The organism is Microbacterium meiriae, assembly GCF_040685015.1.
GTDB lineage: Bacteria > Actinomycetota > Actinomycetes > Actinomycetales > Microbacteriaceae > Microbacterium > Microbacterium meiriae.
Genome location: NZ_JBFBHD010000001.1, coordinates 268,871 through 289,068, shown reverse-complemented (window position 1 = coordinate 289,068; position 20,198 = coordinate 268,871). Strand labels below are relative to the sequence as shown.

The following is a 20,198-nucleotide window of genomic DNA, read 5'->3' as shown; positions in this document are numbered from 1 at the left end:
TGGGCCCCGTGGGGCTCGAACCCACGACCCGCGGATTAAAAGTCCGATGCTCTGCCAACTGAGCTAGAGGCCCGTGTTCCCAGTCTAGGGGGCGCACGACGAGGGGCCGTCGGCGCCACAGCCGCCGACGGCCCCTTCACCTGCCCCGTGTCCCTCCTGACAACCGGGGAGGCCGTGTGCCGGTCGGGTCACCGGCACCGTCCCTGGCTTACTCAGCCGGGGGCATCAGGACCGAGTCGATGAGGTACACGGTCGCGTTCGCGGTCTGCACGCCGCCGCAGATGACGTTGGCGTCGTTGACCATCCACTCGTCACCGCTGCCGGTCACCTCGAGGTCGGCGCCCTGGACGGTGGTGTGCATGCCCTCGATGTCGGACGGCTCGATCTGGCCGGGGACCACGTGGTACGTGAGGATCGAGGTCAGCAGGTCGCTGTCGGTCTTCAGGGTCTCGATCGTCGCGGCGTCGATCTTCGCGAAGGCGTCGTCGACCGGTGCGAACACGGTGAACTCGTCGCCGTTGAGCGTGTCGACGAGGTTCACGTCGGGGTTCAGCTCACCGCTGACGGCCGAGACGAGCGTCGTCAGCATCGGGTTGTTCGAGGCGGCGACCGCCACCGGGTCCTGGGACATGCCCTGGATCGAACCGGCGCCGTCCGGGACCTCTTCGGCGTACGCCGCGCAGCCGGGACCGACGAGGTTCGCGGCGGGGTCCATCTCCATCGGCGTCGACTCCGACGACTCCGGCGTCGTCGGCTCCGACGACTCCTCCGTGCTCGTCCCGCTGCCCATGGAACATGCCGAGAGCAGGAATGCGCTCGCCAGACCCAGGGTGACTGCTGCGGTGACCTTCTTCTTGGTGCTGAACATGTCGAGCTCCTTCGAAACTCCGGCCACGGCCTCTCCGTGGCGTCGAGGGCTGTTCGGAAGCCTCCGCGGATCGGATGGGAGGAATTTCGAGATTCTCCGAAATCGGATCCGATCCAATCCGTTGCGGGGGGTCGGCGCGAACAGCACCCGACAGAGACGAGGACCTCATGGACCTGATCATCATCGGCCTGCTCGGCGGGCTCATCACCGGCATCTCGCCGTGCATCCTGCCCGTGCTCCCGGTGATCTTCCTCACCGGCGGCGCCCAGTCGGCGTCGTACGAGGGGGAGGCGGTGCCGGCGAAACGCAGCCGCCCCTACTTGGTCATCGCGGGGCTCGTGCTCAGCTTCACGCTCGTGACGCTCGCCGGATCGCTTCTCCTCGGCCTGCTGAACCTGCCGCAGGACATCATCCGCTGGGTCGGCATCGCGGTGCTGGTCATCATCGGGGTGGGACTCATCGTGCCGCGGTTCCAGCACATCCTCGAGCGGCCGTTCCAGCGCTTCGGGCAGCGAGAGGTGAAGAACCGCGGTAACGGGTTCGGCGTCGGTCTCGCCCTCGGGGCGGTCTTCGTCCCGTGCGCGGGCCCTGTCCTCGCGGCCATCATCGTCGCGGGCTCCACCGGGCAGATCGGCGTCGGCACCGTGCTGCTCACCGTCTCCTTCGCGATCGGCGTCGCCGTGCCCCTGTTGGTCTTCGCGCTCGCCGGTCGCAGCGTCATCGAGCGCATCCGGGCCTTCCGCACGAAGGAACGGGTGCTCCGGATCGCCGCCGGGGTGGCGATGATCGCCCTCGCCGTGGGTCTCGTCTTCAACGTGCCGCAGGCGCTGCAGCGGCTGCTCCCGGACTACACCGCACCGCTGCAGGAGCAGATCGCCGACTCCGAGCAGGTGCAGGACGCCCTCGACCTCGGCGGCCTCGTCAACGAGGAGAACAAGGACCTCGACCAGTGCACGAACGGCGCGACGGAGCTGGAGTCCTGCGGCACGGCGCCGTCCATCAAGGGGATCCAGCAGTGGCTCAACACCCCGGACGGAGAGGCCATCGATCTGAAGGATCTGCGCGGGCAGGTCGTCCTCATCGACTTCTGGGCGTACTCCTGCATCAACTGCCAGCGCTCCATCCCGCACGTCGTGGCCTGGGATGAGACCTACCGGGACGCCGGGCTGCAGGTGATCGGCGTCCACTCGCCCGAGTACGCGTTCGAGAAGGATCCGGGGAACGTCGCCGCCGGCGCACGCGACTTCGGCATCGAGTACCCCGTCGCGCTCGACAACACGCTCTCCACCTGGACCAACTACCGCAATCGGTACTGGCCCGCGCACTACCTCATCGACGCGGAGGGCACCGTGCGCCACATCTCCTTCGGTGAGGGCAACTACGCCGCGACCGAGAAGATGATCAGGGAGCTGCTGCAGGACGCCGACCCCGACGTCGAGCTTCCCGCCGCCACGGACGTGAAGGACGAGACCCCCGAGGTGGGGGCCACGACCCGGGAGACCTTCCTCGGCTCCTCGAAGGACGTCAACTACGGCGGTGGCGACGAGTACCGCCGCGGCGACGGCAGCTTCACCTTCCCCGATGACCAGCCCGACGACAGCTTCGCGCTGGACGGGGACTGGACCGTGGACACCCAGTACGTGACGCCGACCGGAGACGACGGCCGGATCCGGCTGCAGTACCGCGCGGCCGAGGTGCGCATGGTCGTCGCGGGGTCGGGTGAGGTCGTGGTCACGGACTCCGACGGGAACGAGCAGGCGATCCGGATCGACGGAACGCCGCGTTCGTACGGCCTGCTCGAGGAGGGCGACATCGAGAAGGGCACGTTCACGCTCGAGGTCCCCACCGGCGTCGAGGTGTATTCGTTCACATTCGGGTGACGTCTGCACGGGAAGAGGGAGGAGATACGGCATGCTTATGGAGATGGTCATCGATGGGATGGACGTCCCCGAGGACGGGGCGGCGCCGCAGGATGCTGTCGCCGACCTCCTCGTCCGCGTCGCCTCCGGTGATCAGGCTGCCTTCGCCGCGCTGTACGACTCCCTCTCCTCCCGTGTGTTCGGCCTCATCCTCCGCGTGCTCGTGAACCGCGCGCAGAGCGAGGAGGTGCTGCAGGAGGTGTTCCTCGAGATCTGGCAATCCGCTTCCCGGTTCGCTCCGAACAAGGGACAGGGACGAACCTGGGTGATGACGATCGCGCATCGCCGGGCCGTGGATCGGGTGCGGGCTTCGCAGTCGAGTGCGGACCGGGACGTGCGTGCGGGCTATCGAGACCTCGGCGTCGCGCACGACAGCGTGGCGGAACGGGTCGAACTGGGGATCGAGGGAGAGCGGGTCGTCGCAGCGCTGACGGGGCTTCCCGAGGCGCAGCGGGAGGCGCTCGTCCTCGCCTACTACGGCGGTTACAGTCAGAACGAGATCGCGGCGCTCGTGGGAGCACCGCTCGGCACGATCAAGACACGGATGAGAGACGGGCTGACCCGGCTCCGCACGGCGATGGGGGTGACGGCATGAACGAGAAGGACTTCGCAGAACTCGCGGCAGGTGCCGCGCTCCACGCGCTGTCGGCGGACGACGAGCGTCGGTACCGACGCGCCCTCGCCGAGCATCCGGAGTGGGCGGCGCAGCACGACGCCGACGCCGAGGCTGCTGCTCTCCTCGCTGACGGCATGGCTCCGGTCGCTCCGCCCGCCGGCATCCGCGCGGCCCTGCTCGCCCAGATCGCCCAGACTCCGCAGGATGATGCCACGGACCCCGAGGCCGACCCGGAGGTCCCGGCGGCGGCGAGTTCGATTCCCGCCGATGAGACGGCGCCCCGCACGCCCCGACGCTGGACCCGGCTCGCGTTCGCGCTCGCCGCATGTCTCGCGCTCCTGGTGGGTGTCGGTATCGGTGCCGTCGCCCTCAACGATCAGCTGAACCGGCCGGAGAGCGTCGTCGCGCTGCAGGAGATCGAATCCGCGGGCGATGCGCAGAAGGCCACGGTGGAGCTCGACGACGGTGCGACGGCCACCGCGCACTGGTCGGGCTCGGTCGGCAAGGCCGTGCTGGTCACGGATGGGCTGCCCGAGGTCGCGGACGGGAAGACGTACGAGCTGTGGTTCGTGCGCGGAGAGGACCCGATCGCCGCCGGCGTGTTCGATGTCGACGGTGGGGAGGCCACCGCGCTCCTCGAGGGCGAGATGCAGGCCGGCGATGCCATCGCGGTGACGGTCGAGCAGGAGGGCGGATCGCCGTCCGGACTGCCCACGACCGACCCGGTGATCGTCATCCCGACGGCCTGAGAGGCCCCGGTCCGGCGTACCCTGGAGGGATGCCCGAGCAGCACCACCGTCCCGTGCGTCGACCGACGAGCGCCTTCGACAACATCGTCGGCGCCCATGACCCCGCCGAGGAGACGCGCGTCGCGCACGCCACCGCCTCCGCGCTGCTGACCCGCGTCCGCGAGGACGAGAGCGGGGCGAGCGTCGAACGGCTGATCGCCTTCACGAGCGAGCACGGCATCGACGAGATCGCGGAACTGTGGTCGAAGGCGCCGTCGCGCACCCTCCCGGGGTCGCTGTGGCGGCTGTACGTCCTCCAGCTCGCCATCCACGGCGATCCGCGCACGGCGGCCCTCCTCTACGACCGCGGGCGGGTCGAACTGCCGTCGGCCGATGCCGTGGTCGCCGGTGCACCGGTGCCGGCGAGCCCGGACGAGCTCGTGGCGCTCATCGACACGATCCTGCGCGGCGCCTTCCGCGGCGACTTCGCCGTGGCGCTGGAGCGCGCGGCGGCGTTCTGCCGCGTCCAGGCCTCCGGCGCGACGCACACCGCCGACGACTACGAGCCGACGGAGCCCGCCCGTGCCAGCGAGCTCACCACGCGGGCGCTGCGGCTGAGCAGCTATGCCCAGGACCTCGCGGCGTCGGCGGCTCTGTGGCGCACCGGAGCGCTGGCCTGACTTCGGCTCTGTCGGGACGGCATCCGGACAGAGAAAGACCGGGCCGCAAGAACGCCTCTCGGCGGAAGGCCGCTCGCAGCGGCGAAAATTGGAGCCCGGGGTTATGCGGCCCGGCCACTCCAGTGTAACGCGAGGACGCGGTGGGTATTCCCGGCGGCCTAGGCTCGTCACATGACCCGTCGCTTCGCCCTCATGATCGATCCCGTCGCCGCCGACGAGCAGCGTGACGACTACGCCGACACGTTCACGCAGGTGGACGCCGCGGCCCCCGCCCTCAGCGTCGGCGAGCTGAGCACGCAACGGGGCGATGGCGTGTTCGAGTCCATCGGCGTGATCGACGGACATGCGCAGGAGGTCGTCCCGCATCTGGAACGCCTTGCGCACTCGGCGCGACTCTGCGACCTCCCGGTGCCGAACCAGGAGCAGTGGCGTCAGGCGATCCAGCAGGCCGCAGCACAGCTCGGGGCGGGGGAGTCGGTCATCAAGCTGATCCTCAGCCGCGGCGTCGAGCACGGGCCGACGCCGACCGCGTGGGTCACGGCGGCTCCGGCGGCGGACTTCGCGGCGGTGCGGCGGAACGGCGTCAAGGTCGTCACCCTGGACCGCGGATACGACCTCGGCGCCGCGGAACGCGCCCCCTGGCTGCTGCTCGGGGCCAAGACGCTGTCCTACGCCGTGAACATGGCGGCCCTGCGCGAGGCCAAGCGCCGCGGAGCCGACGACGCGATCTTCCTGTCGAGCGACGGCTTCGTGCTGGAGGCTCCGACGGCCTCCCTCATCCTGCGCTTCGGCGACCGGTTCACGACCCCGGCCCCGAACGGCGGCATCCTGCACGGGACCACGCAGCTCAGCGTCTACGACCACCTCCTCGCGCGGGGCTTCGAAGTCGGGTACGACCGCATCCCCGCCGCCGATCTGACGCAGGCCGATGCCGCGTGGCTCGTGTCGAGTGTGCGTCTCGCCACCGCCATCACCGCGATCGACGGCGCGCCGGTTCCCGTGGACACCGCCCTCACCGACGACCTCAACACCTACCTCCTCTCCCCGCGCGACTGAGGTCCTCCCGCTCCCCGGACACAACTTCGGAGATGCCGGACGACACCCCGACACTCACCGCCCGAGACCGGCGTGTCCTCGATGATCTCCGAAGCTGTGCACGGCACAGGGCGGCAAGATGCTGGGCCGAGGTCAGGGGCGGCGACGCATGGTCTCGACGATGGCGCGCTCGACGAGGGCCCAGTCATGGAGGACCATCGCGTAGTCGAAGCGGAGCGTGGGGTGACCCCAGCCTGCAGCGGTCGCATCGCGGACCAGATCGCGGTGCCGGAGCGAGCTCTCCTCGTGGTTGGCGCGTCCGTCGGTCTCGATGATGAGCCAGCCGTCGATGAGGAGGTCCACCCGGCCCGTTCCCATCACGCCGACCTGCGTCCGCACGCGCCACCCATACCGCCGGATCCGCAGCCGCACCAGAGACTCCAGCCCGCTGTCGGCGTCGGCACGCGAGAACGCGATGAGGTCGCGTCCCTCGGCTCCGAGCCGGTCGCCGAGCCGGCGCAGCCCGACCTCGTCGATGAGTCCGAGCCGGCGGGCGGACTCCACAGCGACGAAGAACGCCTCCGGCCCTCGGCAGCCGTAGATCTGCCGGAGCACGAGGGGCACCCCCGGCTGCTCGAAGGCACTGCTCGACGTCGCAGCATCCCAGTGCGTCACGCACCGGCAGTCCTCGTGCGGATACTGGTGGCGGTCGTGGTGCATCCAGACGTGCAGGGCCGGCTCGTCGAGCACCCAGAGCCCGAGATGCCGCGCTGCGGACTCGCAGCCGAGGACCCCGCCGTGGGCGGCGGCGGTCACGACCTCCACGCAGGCGCGGTCCGTTGCGTAGACCCCGCGCCGCACCCGGAGGAGGGTGCCGCCGCGCACCTGACGCTCGATCTGCCGTCGTCCGTGCCGGGCGCGGAGCACGGCATACGTCCAGACCTGCGTCCCTCGCCCCGTGCACATCCCGCCATCATTCGCGCCGTCTCGGCCTCCCCGGCCGCGACTCGACTCGTAGCCCACCGTCTGTGGACGATCCTCCCGACTCGCGATCTGTGCAGGAGTCACGACCCGTGCACAGCTTCGGAGATCGAAGGAGACACGCCGTGGCCGGAGCCCGGGCGACGGCGTGTCGCGCGGCATCTCCGAAGTTGTGCCTGGGGAGGGGCCCGGGGACGGGGCCGGGGACAGGCCCGGGGTCGGGCGGGGGGCAGGTTCGGGCCCGGACGCGAGGCGTCCGGGCCCGAAGGTCGAAAGAGTGCGGGTCAGCCGAAGCGGCCGGAGACGTAGTCCTCGGTGGCCTGGACGGACGGGGTGGTGAAGATGCTCGTGGTGTCGTCGTACTCGATGAGCTTGCCGGGCTTCCCGGTGCCGGCGATGTTGAAGAACGCCGTCTTGTCGGAGACTCGGGACGCCTGCTGCATGTTGTGCGTGACGATCACGATCGTGAACTCGTTCTTCAGCTCGCCGATCAGCTCCTCGATCGCGTAGGTCGAGATGGGGTCGAGCGCCGAGCACGGCTCATCCATCAGCAGCACCTCGGGGGAGACGGCGATCGCGCGGGCGATGCACAGGCGCTGCTGCTGGCCGCCCGAGAGTCCGGAGCCGGGACGGTCGAGGCGGTCCTTGACCTCGTTCCACAGGTTCGCGCCGGTGAGGGACTTCTCGACGAGGTCGTCCTGCTCGCTCTTCGACATGCGCTTGTTGTTGAGCTTCACACCCGCGAGCACGTTCTCCTTGATCGACATCGTCGGGAACGGGTTCGGGCGCTGGAAAACCATGCCGACCTGGCGACGCACGAGCACGGGGTCGACACCGGCACCGTAGAGGTCCTTGCCGTCCAGGAGCACTTCGCCCTCCACACGGGCGCCGGGGATGACCTCGTGCATGCGGTTGAGGGTGCGGAGGAAGGTGGACTTGCCGCAGCCGGACGGGCCGATGAAGGCCGTGACGCTGCGCGGCTGGATGTCGAGGGAGACGCCTTCGACCGCGAGGAAGTTGCCGTAGTAGACGTTGAGGTCGTTGACTTCGATGCTCTTGGACACGTGGATTCCTATTCTGAGTGGTCGGGCGCTCAGCGGCCGTTGACCTTCGGGGCGAACAGCTTCGCGATCAGGCGCGCGAGCAGGTTCAGCACCATGACGATGAGGATGAGGGTGAGGGCGGCGGCCCAGGCGCGCGCGACGGCGGCGTCCGGGCTCGTGCCCTGGTTCATGTACTGGTTGTAGGCGAACACCGGGAGGGTCATCATCTGGCCGTCGAAGATGTTCGTGTTCAGGCTCTGCGTGAAGCCGGCGGTGAGCAGCAGCGGGGCGGTCTCGCCGATCACGCGGGAGATGGCGAGCATCACCGAGGTCATGATGCCGGCGATCGAGGTGGGCAGCACGACCTTGAGGATCGTGAGCCACTTCGGCACGCCCAGGGCGTAGGAGGCCTCGCGCAGCTCGTTCGGAACGATCCGCAGCAGCTCCTCGCTGCCTCGCACCACCACCGGGGTCATCAGCACCGCGAGCGCGAGCGCGCCCATGAAGCCCATCGAGATGCCAGGGCGGATCAGGAGCGCGAACACCGCGTAGATGAACAGACCGGCGACGATCGAGGGGATGCCGGTCATCACGTCGACGAAGAACGTGATGGCCTTGGCGATCTTGCCGCGGCCGTACTCGACGAGGTAGATCGAGGTCATCAGGCCGACCGGCACCGAGATGATCGTGGCCGTGAGCGTGATGAGGACGGTGCCCCAGATCGCGTGCACGATGCCGCCGCCGTCGCCGACGACGTTGCGCATCGAGTAGGAGAAGAACTCGGCGTCGAAGCGCTCGATGCCGTTCGCCACCACGGTCCACAGCAGCGAGATCAGCGGCAGCAGGGCGATGAGGAAGGCGGTGGCGACGAGGGCCGTCATCAGGCGGTCCACGGCCTTCCGGCGGCTCTCCGCGATGGAGGAGATCACGGTGATGATCACCATGTAGAGCAGGATGCCGACGATGACGGTGCCCGCGACGTTGAAGTCGGCGAGCGGGGTGTCGGACCCGGCGGCGGCGACGCCGAAGACCGCGGCGGACACGACGAAGGAGACGCCGAGAAGGGCCCACGGCGCCCACTTCGGAAGACGGCCGGAGGTGAGGGCGGTGGTGCTCGCGGAGGGCGGAGCGCTGGTGAGGGCGGTCATGTCAGTTCGCTCCCGAGAACTCGGCGCGGCGGGCGACGATCCAGCGCGCCACCGCATTGACCGCGAAGGTCACGACGAAGAGGATGAGGCCGGTCGCGATCAGCGTGTTCACGCCGGTGCCGTGCGCCTCCGGGAAGGCGAGCGCGATGTTGGCGGGGATCGGCGTGGGGTTGGTGGCGGTGAGCACGAGGAAGCTGACCACCGCGGAGGGGGAGAGCACCATCGTCACGGCCATGGTCTCGCCGAGTGCGCGGCCGAGGGCCAGCATCGCGGCCGACACCATGCCGCCGCGGGCGAAGGGGAGGACGGCCATGCGGACCATCTCCCAGCGGGTGGAGCCGAGGGCGAGGGCCGCCTCCTCATGGAGCTTCGGGGTCTGCAGGAAGACCTCGCGGCAGATGGCGGTCATGATCGGGATGCACATCACGGCGAGCACGAGGGCAGCGGTGAGGATGGTCTTCCCGGTCGCGGAGACCTGACCGCCGAAGAACGGCACCCACGACGCGTTCTCGTTGAGCCAGACGTAGATCGGCTGCAGCATGGGCGCGAGCACGAGGCCGCCCCAGAGGCCGAAGACCACGGAGGGCACCGCGGCGAGCAGGTCGATGATGTAGCCGAGGAAGGCGGCGAGTCGGCGGTGCGCGTAGTGCGAGATGAAGAGGGCGATGCCGATCGCGATGGGCGCGGCGATCAGGAGGGCGATGAACGACGCCCAGAGCGTGCCGAAGACGAGGGGCCACACGTACACCCAGAACGACTCGCCCCGGAGGATGTGGTTGTCGGTGGTGTCGAGCTGGAAGGCCGGCAGGCTCTGGATGACGAGGAAGGCGGCGACGAGCGCCAGCACGACCAGGATGATGATGCCGGCCGCCAGCGCGGTGCCGGAGAAGACCCGGTCGCCGAGGCGCTGCTTGGCCTTGATCGGTGTGGGCGGCGCCGGTGTCGGTGCCGGTGCCGTTGTCGGCTCCTGCGCGGTCGTGCTCATGATCTCCCTGTTTCGGGCCGGGTGGAGATGGATCGGGTGCTGACCTGGCGGAGCCCCCGCGCCCGCTCGGGGACGCGGGGGCACCGTCGTCAGTGGATCGGCAGGATCAGCCGACCTGGATCAGGTCGATCGCGGCCTGGACCTGCTCGCGCAGGCCGTCCGAGATCGGGGCGCTGCCGGCGTTCTCCGCGGCGGCATCCTGGCCCTCGGCGCTCGCGACGTACGTGAAGTACTCCTTCACGAGCTCCGCGACGTTGCTGTCCTCGTACTGCTCGCAGCCGATGAGGTAGCTGACCAGGGCGATCGGGTAGGCGCCGTCCGCGGCAGCGGCCGGGTCGACGTCGAAGACGAGGTCACCCTCGCCACGGCCCTCGGCGAGCGGCGAGCCCTCGACGAGCTTCGCGGCGGCCTCGGCCGAGTAGGCGACGAAGTCCTCGCCGACGCCCACGGCGACCTGGCCGAGGCCGTCCGCCTGCGAGGCGTCGAGGAAGCCGATGGCGCCGTTGCCGGCGGTGAGAGCCTGCTTGACACCCGAGGTGCCCTGAGCAGCCTCGCCGCCCTGGATCGGCCACTCGTCCGAGACCTCGTAGGTCCAGACGTCGGGGGCCGTCGCGCTGAGGTACTTGGCGAAGGTCTCCTGCGTGCCGGAAGGGTCGGAGCGGTGCACCGGCGAGATGGCCAGGTCGGGCAGCTCGACGCCGTCGTTGAGGGCCGCGATGGCCTCGTCGTTCCAGTTGGTGATCGTGCCGGCGAAGATGCCCGCGATCGTGGCGGCGTCGAGGTTCAGCGTGTCGATGCCCTCGAGGTTGAAGGCGACCGCGACGGGGGAGATGTAGAGGGGGACCTCGACGATGTCGTCGGTGGTGCAGGCGCCGAAGCCGCCGGCGGCGATCTCCTCGTCGTTGAACGCGCGGTCGGAGCCGATGAAGTTGCTGCCGCCCTCGAGGAAGTTCTCGCGGCCGGTGCCGGAGCCGGTGGGCTCGTAGTTGACCGTCACGTCGGGGTTGGCCGTCTGGAATGCGGCGACCCAGGCCTCCTGGGCTGCGGTCTGCGAGGACGCGCCGGTCGCGTCGATCGTGCCGGAGAGCGTGGACTCCGAGGGCTCTTCGCTGGAGCCGCCGGTTCCGCCTTCGTTCGCGGCACAGCCGGCGAGGGCGAGAGCGGCGACGGCGCCGATGGCGCCGATTCGTGCGATTCGGGAGATCTTCACTGTGGATCCTTCGATCTTGGAGGGGTGGGGCCCGGTGCAGGGCACACAGTGACGCTAGGGGCGACGGTTAACGAGACTCTCCCGCGCAGGTGAACGGCAGGTGAACGGCCAGCGACTCTCTGGGGCCGATCCCCGTCGTTGTGCGGGTCCCAGGGGCGCCTCCTCCGTTCGAATCGCCCACTGTGCGCCATCCCCGGCCCGGATGCAGCCACGTGAGCGACTCGAACGAGGGAGGGGTCAGACCTTCGGCGCGTGGGTCTCGATCGAGATGATGCCGGAGCCGGGGTTCGTCGCCGAGACATGCACCACGGAGAACGCGCCGGTCTCCAGATCGGCGGCGCTGCTGACGTAGGAGCCGTGCACGGTGCCGGTCGCGAGGGCGATCTCCGAGAGGAGCGCGGGGAGCACGGGGCCGTGACTGCAGAGCACCGCGGGCTTGCCGGCACGGATGCGGCGACCGACGACGGAACGGAGGTCGGCGACGCCGTCCTCCCATGCGTCCTGGCTGATCTTCTCGGTGAGGACCGGCTTGCGGTCCAGGGCCTTGGCGAGCGGGGTGACGGTCTGCACGCAGCGCACCGCGTCGCTGGTGACGATCTTGCGCACGCCGAAAGCGCGGAGCGGTCCGACGATGGCCTTGGCCTGCCGCTTCCCGCGGTCGGTGAGCGGCCGGGCCGCGTCCGCCTTGTCCCACTCCGACCGGGGCAGGGCCTTCGCGTGCCGGAGGGCGATCACCGGGAAGGTCCGCAGCACGCCGTCGTCCACCAGCGCCGCGAACGCATCGAGGATCTCGAGGTCCACCGGGTAGCTCAGCGCGGCACGCGCCTTCTTCACGCTGACCCACTCGAGGGCGGCGATCTCGCGGTTCGGCACGAACGTCGAGGCGCGGATCGCGGCATCCGTGGCCTCGGCCGCCCAGTAGTGGACGACCTTCTGCTTGCGGGACGCGAGGTGATAGCGGCTGATCCCGACGGGGACGCCGAGTGCCACCCGGATGCCGGTCTCCTCGTGCACCTCGCGCACGGCGGTCTCCGCGAGCATCTCGCCCGGGTCGACCTTGCCCTTCGGGAGGGTGACGTCGCGGTACTTGGTGCGGTGGATGAGCAGGATGCGCAGCTTGCCGTCGACCAGACGCCACACGACGGCCCCGGCCGCGTACACGGCCTTGTCCGCCCACTTCGCGTCCGCCGCGGACGCCGGGAGCTGGACCTGCCGCGCCGTCATCGAACCGCCCGCGCCCGACGACGTCGCTGGATCATCCCCATGGTCTTATCCTGCAGGTCGACGAGCGGCTTGCCATCGGCATCCACGGCGTGGCGCTCCCACACTCCGTCGCGGCCGAGATGCCACGACGAGGTCTGGTCGTCCATCGCCAGGTCGAAGAAGGCGGTCAGCTCCTTGAGGTGCGCGGGGTCGGTGACCCGCACCAGGGCCTCGACGCGACGGTCGAGGTTGCGGTGCATCATGTCGGCACTGCCGATGTACACCTGCGGGTCGCCGTCGTTCTCGAACGTGAAGATGCGGGAGTGCTCGAGGTAGCGGCCGAGGATGCTGCGGACCGTGATGTTGTCGCTGATCCCGTCGAGATCGGTCCGCAGGCTGCAGATGCCGCGCACCCACACGTCGACCTTCACCCCGGCGGCACTGGCGCGGTACAGCGCGTCGATGATCTCCTCGTCGACCATCGAGTTGACCTTGATGCGGATGTGCGCGGGCTTTCCCGACTCGGCGATCCGGCGTTCCGCGTCGATCAGCCGGACGAGGCCCTTGCGGAGGTGGAGCGGGGCGACGAGCAGACGCTTGAACTTCTTCTCGATCGCGTAGCCGCTGAGCTCGTTGAACAGCCGCGTGAGATCCTTGCCGACCTGGGCGTCGGCGGTGAACAGCCCGAAGTCCTCGTAGATGCGGCTGGTCTTCGGGTTGTAGTTGCCGGTGCCGACGTGCGAGTAGTGCTGGAGCTTGCCGTCCTCCTCGCGGATCACGAGGGCGAGCTTGCAGTGCGTCTTGAGGCCGACCAGGCCGTACACCACGTGCACGCCGGCCTTCTCCAGCTTGCGCGCCCACACGATGTTGTTGGCCTCGTCGAAGCGGGCTTTCACCTCGACGAGCGCGAGCACCTGCTTGCCGGCCTCGGCCGCGTCGATGAGGGCCTGCACGACGGGGCTGTCTCCGGAGGTCCGGTACAGCGTCTGCTTGATGGCGAGCACGTGCGGGTCGCGGGCGGCCTGCTCGAGGAACGCCTGCACGCTCGTGGTGAAGGACTCGTACGGGTGGTGCACGAGGACGTCGGACTTGCGGATCGCCTTGAAGATGTCGGCTCGGTTGCTCGACCCCGCGGGCTGGAAGGCGACGGCGGTGGTGGGCAGGTGCGGCGGGTACCGCAGGTCCGGACGGTCGATCCGCGACAGATCGAACAGTCCGCGCAGGTCGAGCGGTCCAGGGAGGCGATAGACCTCGAGGTCGGTGATGTCGAGTTCCCGGACCAGCAGGTCCATGGTGACATCGTCCATGTCGTCGGTGATCTCGAGCCGGATGGGCGGACCGAACCGACGACGCAGCAGCTCGGCTTCGAGTGCCTGGATGAGGTTCTCGCTCTCGTCCTCCTCGATCTCCACGTCCTCGTTGCGGGTGAGGCGGAACGCGTGGTGGTCGAGCACCTCCATGCCGGGGAAGAGGTCGCCGAGGTGGTTGGCGATGAGTTCCTCCAGCCGCAGGAAGCGCTTGATCTCGCCGCCGCCCGGCACCTCGACGAAGCGCGGCAGCATGGGCGGCACCTTGAGTCGCGCGAACTCCTGCCGGCCGGTCCGCGCGTTGCGGATGCGGATGGCGAGGTTCAGGGAGAGGCCGGAGATGTACGGGAACGGGTGCGCCGGGTCGACCGCGAGCGGCATCAGCACCGGGAAGACCTGCGCCCCGAAGTAGTCCGACAGCGCCCGGCGCTCGTCGTCGGTGAGATCGGACCACTCGGTGATCTCGATGCCGGAGTCGGCGAGAGCGGGACGGACGAGCGTCGTCCACGCGTCCGCGTGGCGGAGCTGGAGCGCGTGGGCCTCCCGCGAGATGTCGGCGAGGGCGTCGACGGGGGAGCGCCCGATGTTGGTCGGCACGGCGAGACCGGTCATGATGCGCCGCTTGAGTCCGGCGACACGCACCATGAAGAACTCGTCGAGGTTGCTGGCGAAGATCGCCAGGAAGTTCGCCCGCTCCAGCTCCGGCAGCGACGGATCCTCCGCGAGCTCCAGCACGCGCTGGTTGAACGCGAGCCAGCTCAGCTCGCGGTCCAGATAGCGGTGGTCGGGGAGCTGCGAGTCCGGCGCCTCGACGGCGTCGTCGAAGTCGTCGTCTTCGGCGTCACCGAGGCCGGCGTCGGCGAGTGCGGGATCGATCATGGGGTACATCTAAGCACCGGCAGGTGTCGGACGTGTGAACAGCGGTCAGCGCGAGCCGACCAGGCTGTCGTCCTCGTAGACGTTGAAGCGGTAACCGACGTTGCGCACCGTGCCGATGATCTGCTCCTGATCGCCAAGCTTGGCGCGCAGCCGCCGCACGTGCACGTCGACGGTCCTGGTACCGCCGAAGTAGTCGTACCCCCACACCTCGCTCAGCAGCTGCTCACGGGTGAACACCCGCGAGGGATGGGTCGCGAGGAAGTGCAGGAGCTGGAACTCCTTGTAGGTGAGGTCGAGCGGTCGCCCGTGCAGCTTCGCCGAGTACGACTGCTCGTCGATCGTGACCCCGGAGGCCTGCACGCGCGCCGGCTCCGCGACCTCGTCCCGTCGGGCGAGCGCGAGGCGCACGCGGGCGTCGATCTCGGCGGGGCCGGCGGTGGACAGCAGCACATCGTCGATGCCCCATTCGCCCGACAGTGCGCTCATGCCGCCCTCGGTCACGACGAGCAGGAGCGGCGCATCCTGCCCGGTCGCCCGCAGCAGACGGCACAGCGACTTCGCCCCGACGAGGTCGTGACGGCCGTCGACGATCACGATGTCGTACTCCGGGGCGTTGATGAGCTGGGCCGGCTCGGCGGGGATCTGCCGCGTGCGATGACTCAGCAGCTCGAGGGCGGGCAGCACCTGCTCCGAGAGCGGAGCATTGGTCAGAACCAGCACCAGGGCCACGCGCACTCCTCACCGGCGGGGGGATCGACGCCGTGCCGCCATGATAGCGGCCGCCGATGCGCAAGAATGGTGACATGTCAGAACCGGCTCTCGCGCCCCGCAACGCCTTCACCGGCGTGATCGCGGTCTGGGCGACCGCGTTCGTCGGCAGCATCGTCATCGGGATCTTCGCTCCGGAGGAGTGGCGGATCCCCTGGATGCTCGTGGGCTTCGGTGCGGTCGTGCTCCTCTCCTTCGCGGTGCAGCTCTGGTACGGCCGCACGCAGGGCTTCATCTTCCGCGTCGCGAGCAGCGTGACGGGCTCCCTGCTGCTGATGGGGATCATCTCCGTCGGCTTCGGCCTGGCCGCCCTCATCCCTGCCTGAGCCGGATCGCCGGGGGTAAGGTGGAGGTCATGGACATCATGGCGCTCGAAATCTTCTTCATCGGCCTGCTGGGCCTGGCGAGCCTCGCGATCGTGTTCGTCTCGGCCGTGGTGCTGCGCAACCTCTTCCGCGGCCAGCGCTGACGACATCGTGATCGAGCTCCCCACAGACCTCCCCGCCGACCTCGCCCCGCTGGCGTGGTTGATCGGCGTGTGGGAGGGCTCCGGGGTGATCGACTACCCCGTCGGGGAGGAGCGGCTGCAGGGGGAGTTCACCCATCGCGTGAGCTTCAGCCATGACGGCGGACCGTTCCTCAACTACGCGGCGACCGCCACGTTCGTCGGCGATGAAGCCGCACCCGCCGTCCCGCTGACCGCCGAGTCCGGATTCTGGCGACTGGCGCGACCGGCTGCGGCGACCGATGCAGGTCCCGCCCTGCTCCCGCCGACGGCGACGCCCGTGACCCGCACCGTCGACGACGTCGAGACGCTGCGATCGCCCAACGGCGCCTTCCCGCTCGAGGTGTCGCTGGCCCGCTCGGACGGCATGCTCGAGTACTACGTCGGTGAGATCAACGGTCCTCGTGTCGACCTCTCGTCCGACGCCATCGTGCGCGGCGCCGGTGCCAAGGACTACGCCTCCGCCTCGCGGATGTACGGGCTCGTCGACGGGCACCTGCTGTGGGCGTGGGACATCGCGGCCCTCGGCACACCTCTGCGGGCGCACGCCTCGGCGCGTCTCGCCCGCGTCTGAACGGAGCACACCGTGAGCAGCAGCGTCTTCGACGGCGTCCCCGGAGCGATCACGGGTGAGCGCGGGATCGCCCACTTCGGCGACCCCTTCCGCGAGCAGCGGCGTCTCGCAACCGGAACGGCCATCGCGCCCCTCGACGACCGGACGGTCATCGAGGTGTCCGGCCCCGAACGCCTCCCGTGGCTCGACTCCATCACGTCCCAGGCGGTGAGCGGCTTGCGCGCAGGGGAGAGCACCGAGCTCCTCGTGCTCGACCCGCAGGGGCGGGTGGAGCACGCGGCCGGCGTCCTCGACGACGGCATCTCGACCTGGCTCCTCGCGGACGCCGGCGACGCCGAGGGGCTCGCGACGTGGCTGACACGGATGAAGTTCCGCACCCAGGCCACCGTCGAGCTGCGCCCCGACCTCGCGCTGCTCGGATTCGTCGACGGCGGCTCCGCTGCCGACCGCGTGCGGGGCCTCGACGGTGCGCAGGTGTGGGTCGACCCCTGGCAGCGCATCAGCGTGGGCGGCCACCAGTACGCCGCGGTGCCCTCCCACCCGGGGGCGGACCTCGCCTGGCGGATCGGCATCGTGCCCGAGACGGCGGCGCGCGCACTCGCCGCGGACCTCGACCGCGAGGACGTCGCCGGGCTGCTCGCCGCCGAGGCCCTGCGGATCGCCGCCTGGCGTCCGCGCTGGGCGGCCGAGGTCGACGAGCGGTCGTTGCCGCACGAGTCGGACTGGCTCCGCAGTGCCGTGCACTTGAACAAGGGCTGCTACCGCGGCCAGGAGACGGTCGCGAAGGTGCACAACCTCGGGCATCCGCCGCGGCGTCTCGCCCTGCTCCAGCTCGACGGCAGCGACGCCGTGCTTCCGGAACCCGGTGCTCCGGTGTTCGCGGGTGATGACGAGGTCGGGCACATCACCTCCTCCGCGCGGCATCACGAGGACGGGCCGATCGCCCTCGCCCTCCTGTCCCGCCGTGCCCCCGTCGGCGACCTCGTCGTCCGCGCCGAGGGGATCGACATCGCCGCGTCCCAGCAGATCATCGTGCCCGCGGACGCCGGCGCCACCGCGGATGTGCCGCGACTGACGCGGCTGTCCCGCCGTCCCACAGCGCCGGATCCCCGCGACGCCGGAGTCTGAGCTGACGGGCGCCGGTCAGGCCGGTGCCACCGCCTCCCACGGCAGGGTGAGCTCTCCCAGCCGCCAGCGGCTCCGTCCGCCCTGCACGGGCCAGCCCTGCGCGCGCAGTGCGGCCACCGCGGCGAGGAAGCGCTGCGTGGCTCCGAAGGTCGACAGGGGAGCGGCGCGCTCCCACTCCCGGTCCAGGTCGACGAGCAGTGCGTGGATGCGCTCGCCGGGGACGTTGCGATGGATGAGGGCCTTGGGCAGCCGCTCCGCGACGATGCTCGGGACCTCGAGTCCGCGGAGGCGAAGGGAGATGGAGAAACGGAGGGGAGCGCCGACGGGATCGACATCCACCCAGCTCGCGACGCGCCCGATCTCGTCGCAGGTCCCCTCCACCAGCAGTCCTTCCGGCGAGAGGCGGTGCGCCATCGTCCGCCAGGCGCCTGCGACCTCGGCTTCGTCGTACTGCCGCAGGACGTTCATCGCCCGGATGACGGCGGGGCGCCGGCCGTCAGGGAGCGGCACCTCGAATCCGCCGCGGGCGAAGGAGACGCGGAGGTCGGCGGGGAACGGGGTCCGGCCGGCTCGGACCTCGTCGAGCTGCTGCTCCGCGGTGGACACCCGTTCCGGATCGAGTTCCAGACCCCGCACCTCCGCATCCGGCCGCACTCGTCGCAGTCGTGCGGCCAGCTCGAACGCGGTCACCCCGCTCGCCCCGAACCCGAGGTCGACGACGAGCGGGTCCGCGGCGCGACGGAAGGCGGGGGAGGCGGCGATCCACCGGTCGTTCCGACGCAGCCGGTTCGTCCCGGTCGTGCCGCGGGTCGGCCGACCGAGGGGAGATGACGCCATGCGTCCATCCTCCCTCCTCCGCCGCTGCGCCCGCTCCGCGCCCCCGGATAAACTGGCGACATGACTGCGAAGCGCACCCTGATCCTGCTCCGCCACGGCCAGAGCGAGTGGAACGAACTGAACCTCTTCACCGGCTGGGTGGACGTCCGCCTGACCGAGCAGGGCAAGGGCGAGGCCCGTCGCGGCGGTGAACTGCTCGCCGAGTCCGGCATCCTGCCCGACGTGCTGCACACGTCGCTGCTGAGCCGAGCCATCCAGACCGCCGACATCGCGCTGGATGCGGCCGACCGGCTGTGGATCCCGGTGAAGCGGTCGTGGCGCCTCAATGAGCGTCACTACGGCGCTCTGCAGGGCAAGGACAAGGCACAGACCCTCGAGGAGTTCGGCCCGGAGCAGTTCCAGCTGTGGCGCCGCTCGTTCGACGTCCCGCCGCCCCCGCTGGACGACGCGAGCGAGTTCAGCCAGGTGGGCGACGCCCGCTACGAGGGCATCGACGGCGAGGTGCCGCGCACGGAATCGCTCAAGCTCGTCATCGACCGCCTCCTGCCGTACTGGGACGCGGAGATCGTCCCCGACCTCGAAGCCGGCAAGACCGTGCTCGTGACGGCACACGGCAACTCGCTGCGCGGCCTCGTCAAGCACCTCGAGGGGATCAGCGACGACGACATCGCCGGCCTGAACATTCCGACCGGCATCCCGCTCGTGTACGAGCTCGACGAGAACAACGCGCCGACCGGTCCCGGCCGCTACCTCGACCCGGAGGCCGCCGCCGCCGGTGCCGCGGCCGTGGCCGCCCAGGGCAAGAAGTAACCGAGACCCCGGTTTCACGTCGAGACCCCCTGCTGCAGTCGCCTGCAGCAGGGGGTCTCGACGGTAAGGCGGGGTTTCGGGTCAGGCGTGACCGAGCTGCTCCTGCTGCTCCACCGCGAGGGCGATGTCCTCCTCCTCGACGTGCCAGTCACCCGTCGCGAGGTAGACGACCTTCTTGGCGACGGCGACCGCGTGGTCCGCGAACCGCTCGTGGTACCGGCTGGCGAGCGTCGCGTCGACCGTGGCGACGGCCTCGCCCTTCCAGTTGTCGCTGAGCACCTTCTCGAAGACGCTGGCGTGCAGCTCGTCGACGTCGTCATCGGCGTTGCGGATGGCGTCCGCGAACTTGAGGTCCTGCGTGCGCAGGAGCTCGGCGAGCGTGCGGGAGATCTCCACGTCGAGCTCGCCCATCTTCACGAAGGTGCCCTTGAGGCCCTTCGGGATCGCGCGCTCCGGGAACCGCAGCCGCGCGAGCTGGGCGATGTGCTCGGACATGTCGCCCATCCGCTCCAGGGACGCGCTGACGCGGAGCGCCGTGACGACGATGCGGAGGTCGCGCGCGACCGGCTGCTGCCGGGCGAGGATCTCGATGGCCTGCTCGTCCAGCGCGACCGCGAGCTCGTCGATCTTGGCGTCGTCGGCGATGACCTCCTCGGCCAGCGCGACGTCGCTCGTGGCGAAGGCGCGGGTGGCCTTGTCGATGGAGACCGTCACGAGCTCGGCGATCTCGACGAGGCGGGACTGCAGGTCCTCGAGGGACTGGTGGAAGACTTCGCGCATGGTGGGCGCAACCTTTCGTTCGGATCCCGGCTGACGGTCCAGCGCGGGGCGGCGGGGCGTCCGCATGGGGGAGGACTGCGCGCGCGCAGGCCTGAAGCGATTGTCTGCTCCGAAGGTTAACGAACGGTGCCCAGCGAGTGAATAGTACGTCTCCGCTCCCCGTGATGGCGCGGGAACCCGCCGGATCGACGGTG

General features: G+C 69.9%; 20 protein-coding genes and 1 tRNA gene. 9 read left to right on the top strand and 12 right to left on the bottom strand.

Annotation, left to right across the window (positions count from 1 at the left end; all coding sequences use genetic code 11):
• Positions 1-73: transfer RNA gene (locus AB0N68_RS01455), tRNA-Lys, on the bottom strand.
• Positions 74-208: 135 nt separating this feature from the next.
• Positions 209-868 (bottom strand): fasciclin domain-containing protein, encoded by a 660-nt coding sequence (locus tag AB0N68_RS01450; protein WP_187662100.1) that lies wholly within the window; start codon positions 866-868, stop codon positions 209-211.
• A 167-nt stretch (positions 869-1,035) separates the two neighbouring features.
• Between AB0N68_RS01450 and AB0N68_RS01445 the strand changes: the two genes are divergently transcribed.
• From AB0N68_RS01445 to AB0N68_RS01425, 5 genes are all read left to right on the top strand, one after another.
• Complete coding sequence (locus AB0N68_RS01445) at positions 1,036-2,748, top strand: cytochrome c biogenesis protein DipZ (RefSeq protein WP_292794909.1); 1,713 nt, start codon at positions 1,036-1,038, stop codon at positions 2,746-2,748.
• 31 nt (positions 2,749-2,779) lie between these two features.
• Positions 2,780-3,382: an ECF RNA polymerase sigma factor SigK gene (gene sigK, locus AB0N68_RS01440; protein ID WP_187662098.1), complete on the top strand. Its 603-nt coding sequence runs from the start codon at positions 2,780-2,782 to the stop codon at positions 3,380-3,382.
• Positions 3,379-4,152, top strand: coding sequence for an anti-sigma factor (locus AB0N68_RS01435; protein WP_187662097.1), 774 nt, complete (start codon positions 3,379-3,381; stop codon positions 4,150-4,152). Before sigK ends, AB0N68_RS01435 begins: the two co-directional genes overlap by 4 nt.
• A 29-nt stretch (positions 4,153-4,181) precedes the next feature.
• On the top strand, positions 4,182-4,811 hold the full coding sequence (locus AB0N68_RS01430) for a hypothetical protein (protein WP_060923078.1): 630 nt from the start codon (positions 4,182-4,184) through the stop codon (positions 4,809-4,811).
• Positions 4,812-4,982: 171 nt separating this feature from the next.
• Positions 4,983-5,867, top strand: a complete 885-nt coding sequence (locus tag AB0N68_RS01425) for an aminodeoxychorismate lyase (RefSeq protein WP_292794905.1) — start codon at positions 4,983-4,985, stop codon at positions 5,865-5,867.
• 132 nt (positions 5,868-5,999) lie between these two features.
• Here AB0N68_RS01425 and AB0N68_RS01420 read toward each other — a convergent pair whose 3' ends face one another.
• The 8 genes from AB0N68_RS01420 to AB0N68_RS01385 all read right to left on the bottom strand — a co-directional run bounded on the left by AB0N68_RS01420 (position 6,000) and on the right by AB0N68_RS01385 (position 15,331).
• On the bottom strand, positions 6,000-6,812 hold the full coding sequence (locus AB0N68_RS01420) for a hypothetical protein (protein WP_268776740.1): 813 nt from the start codon (positions 6,810-6,812) through the stop codon (positions 6,000-6,002).
• A gap of 299 nt (positions 6,813-7,111) precedes the next feature.
• Positions 7,112-7,891 (bottom strand): phosphate ABC transporter ATP-binding protein PstB, encoded by a 780-nt coding sequence (pstB, locus tag AB0N68_RS01415; RefSeq protein WP_025104291.1) that lies wholly within the window; start codon positions 7,889-7,891, stop codon positions 7,112-7,114.
• A 29-nt stretch (positions 7,892-7,920) separates the two neighbouring features.
• Positions 7,921-9,018: a phosphate ABC transporter permease PstA gene (pstA, locus tag AB0N68_RS01410; protein ID WP_292794903.1), complete on the bottom strand. Its 1,098-nt coding sequence runs from the start codon at positions 9,016-9,018 to the stop codon at positions 7,921-7,923.
• A 1-nt stretch (position 9,019) separates the two neighbouring features.
• Positions 9,020-10,003, bottom strand: a complete 984-nt coding sequence (pstC, locus tag AB0N68_RS01405; RefSeq protein WP_187662094.1) for a phosphate ABC transporter permease subunit PstC — start codon at positions 10,001-10,003, stop codon at positions 9,020-9,022.
• Between the two features lie 106 nt (positions 10,004-10,109).
• A complete protein-coding gene (locus AB0N68_RS01400; protein WP_187662093.1) occupies positions 10,110-11,213 on the bottom strand; it encodes a phosphate ABC transporter substrate-binding protein PstS in 1,104 nt (367 codons plus the stop codon).
• A gap of 237 nt (positions 11,214-11,450) precedes the next feature.
• Entirely contained in the window at positions 11,451-12,437 is a 987-nt protein-coding gene (locus tag AB0N68_RS01395) for an NUDIX hydrolase (protein ID WP_187662092.1), read from the bottom strand.
• Positions 12,434-14,602 (bottom strand): RNA degradosome polyphosphate kinase, encoded by a 2,169-nt coding sequence (locus tag AB0N68_RS01390; protein ID WP_187662091.1) that lies wholly within the window; start codon positions 14,600-14,602, stop codon positions 12,434-12,436. Before AB0N68_RS01390 ends, AB0N68_RS01395 begins: the two co-directional genes overlap by 4 nt.
• Before the next feature lie 45 nt (positions 14,603-14,647).
• Complete coding sequence (locus tag AB0N68_RS01385) at positions 14,648-15,331, bottom strand: winged helix-turn-helix transcriptional regulator (protein WP_060923071.1); 684 nt, start codon at positions 15,329-15,331, stop codon at positions 14,648-14,650.
• Between the two features lie 74 nt (positions 15,332-15,405).
• Here AB0N68_RS01385 and AB0N68_RS01380 point away from each other — a divergent pair, with 74 nt between their 5' ends.
• The 3 genes from AB0N68_RS01380 (at position 15,406) to ygfZ (ending at position 17,577) form a co-directional block, all read left to right on the top strand.
• Positions 15,406-15,696, top strand: coding sequence for a hypothetical protein (locus AB0N68_RS01380; RefSeq protein WP_187662090.1), 291 nt, complete (start codon positions 15,406-15,408; stop codon positions 15,694-15,696).
• Between the two features lie 150 nt (positions 15,697-15,846).
• A complete protein-coding gene (locus AB0N68_RS01375; RefSeq protein WP_187662089.1) occupies positions 15,847-16,449 on the top strand; it encodes a heme-binding beta-barrel domain-containing protein in 603 nt (200 codons plus the stop codon).
• Positions 16,450-16,461: 12 nt separating this feature from the next.
• A complete protein-coding gene (ygfZ, locus tag AB0N68_RS01370) occupies positions 16,462-17,577 on the top strand; it encodes a CAF17-like 4Fe-4S cluster assembly/insertion protein YgfZ (RefSeq protein WP_292794898.1) in 1,116 nt (371 codons plus the stop codon).
• A 15-nt stretch (positions 17,578-17,592) separates the two neighbouring features.
• Here ygfZ and AB0N68_RS01365 read toward each other — a convergent pair whose 3' ends face one another.
• Positions 17,593-18,414 (bottom strand): class I SAM-dependent methyltransferase, encoded by an 822-nt coding sequence (locus tag AB0N68_RS01365; protein WP_292794896.1) that lies wholly within the window; start codon positions 18,412-18,414, stop codon positions 17,593-17,595.
• Between the two features lie 60 nt (positions 18,415-18,474).
• Here AB0N68_RS01365 and AB0N68_RS01360 point away from each other — a divergent pair, with 60 nt between their 5' ends.
• The gene (locus AB0N68_RS01360) at positions 18,475-19,224 is read left to right on the top strand and encodes a phosphoglyceromutase (protein ID WP_101848551.1); all 750 of its coding nucleotides are present in this window, start codon (positions 18,475-18,477) and stop codon (positions 19,222-19,224) included.
• A gap of 81 nt (positions 19,225-19,305) precedes the next feature.
• Here the strand turns inward: AB0N68_RS01360 and phoU are convergent, their stop codons facing one another.
• Positions 19,306-20,004: a phosphate signaling complex protein PhoU gene (phoU, locus tag AB0N68_RS01355; RefSeq protein ID WP_187662086.1), complete on the bottom strand. Its 699-nt coding sequence runs from the start codon at positions 20,002-20,004 to the stop codon at positions 19,306-19,308.
• Positions 20,005-20,198: the final 194 nt, after the last annotated feature.